3 protein-coding genes are annotated in these 1,307 nt (G+C 31.3%); 1 reads left to right on the top strand and 2 read right to left on the bottom strand.

Going from position 1 to position 1,307, the window contains the following annotated elements; genetic code table 11:
* Positions 1-209: hypothetical protein (locus tag ACFIM6_RS09865; protein ID WP_375612672.1), on the top strand; the 209-nt coding region annotated here is incomplete at its 5' end.
* Here ACFIM6_RS09865 and ACFIM6_RS09860 read toward each other — a convergent pair.
* Entirely contained in the window at positions 206-529 is a 324-nt protein-coding gene (locus ACFIM6_RS09860; RefSeq protein ID WP_015856199.1) for a helix-turn-helix domain-containing protein, read from the bottom strand. The two genes, ACFIM6_RS09865 and ACFIM6_RS09860, sit on opposite strands and share 4 nt — an antisense overlap.
* A gap of 1 nt (position 530) precedes the next feature.
* Positions 531-881, bottom strand: coding sequence for a type II toxin-antitoxin system RelE/ParE family toxin (locus ACFIM6_RS09855; protein ID WP_273783835.1), 351 nt, complete (start codon positions 879-881; stop codon positions 531-533).
* Positions 882-1,307: the final 426 nt, after the last annotated feature.

Genomic DNA, 1,307 nt, shown 5'->3' with positions numbered 1-1,307 from the left:
GCATTGATGTTGAAAACGGTCGTCGGATGGTCACGCTTGTTGAAGGACATTATAAACAAAAATACAATAAAGTCAATAGTTTGTTTGTAATTATTTTATATGAATCCACTCAAGAATCCACACTTTTATACGTGATTCATTTGACTATTTTTTATATAAGATTGCCATGCATGAATAGATCCAAAAAAGCTAATCATAAAGAAGTTTAAGAAGAAAAAACAACTTCAAAATGTCCTTCAAGCGTTTTAACTTCTTTCGGATTAACAATAATCTTTATATCGTTTCCCAATTTTGCCAAACACTCAAGCATTTTCATTTCACTAATTCCTCGAAATTCTCCACTTAAGAGTTTAGACAGTTTTGGTTGAGTCATTTTCAAAAGTTGACTAGCCTGTTTTTGTGTTAAGTTCTTTTCTTTCAGAATTTGACTAATCTTATGAGCAAGTTGCGCTTTGATAAGCATCTCTCTGGAATCTGAAAAGCCAAGATCCGCATAAACATTGGAACTACCGTGAAAAACATTGATCATTTTAATTCCCTTCTAATTGTTCTACTAACTTGAGACGTTCTTTAATCAGATTAATGTCTGGTTTTGGTGTTGCAATGCCACGGGTCGATTTTTTCTGAAAACAATGCAACACATAAAGAGATTTTTTATATTGTATCGTATAAACAGCGCGATAAGTTCCTTGAATATCGCGTTCAATAATTTCTAGAACATTGGCAGATCCAAACCCCTTGAGAACCTTAACATTTTCTCCTCTATCTCCTATCTGAGCAAGATAAAGAGCATAACCAATCCTTTGTTGAATAAGATCAGGAAGACTTTTTATATCTTTGAGTGAAGAACCAAGCCATATGATACGTTTTATTTTACTCATGATTATTAATATACCCATATGGGTATATTTTCAAGTGGTTATTCTAATTTTGTGATTTTTTAATAACTATTATTAATAAAATTGACTTGATAAAAATGGTAACAAAAAACCATAATTGTTTATTTATCTTATGAAAAGCTGCTTTGTAAAAACCAACGCTTCCAAATGTAAAAAGAACGTTTTTTGCAGATATTTATTGAATATGCATTTGCTTTTGATTGGATTGTTAAAGCTACCGAGCATTTTGATTTGTTTGATACGTTTGATAGCCATAACAAGCGTTTATAGGCTCTGTAATTCAAATGAGTGAGTAAAAATCAAACGCATCATTTACATTCCTTTTGATAAGTTTTCATATCTCTCATAGAGCGCTTGCAATATGATACGTTTTGTATATATGCATTCATTACTCCATTGTGGATGATT

Origin of the sequence: Bartonella sp. AA9NXGY, from assembly GCF_042196845.1 — a bacterium.
Lineage (GTDB): Bacteria > Pseudomonadota > Alphaproteobacteria > Rhizobiales > Rhizobiaceae > Bartonella.
This window is presented reverse-complemented; position numbering and strand designations above follow the sequence as displayed.

What these genes read in the sequence shown, in the direction of transcription:
- ACFIM6_RS09860 (WP_015856199.1), bottom strand. Translation starts at nt 529, where the DNA reads ATGATCAATGTTTTTCACGGTAGTTCCAATGTTTATGCGGATCTTGGC.
- ACFIM6_RS09855 (WP_273783835.1), bottom strand. Translation starts at nt 881, where the DNA reads ATGAGTAAAATAAAACGTATCATATGGCTTGGTTCTTCACTCAAAGAT.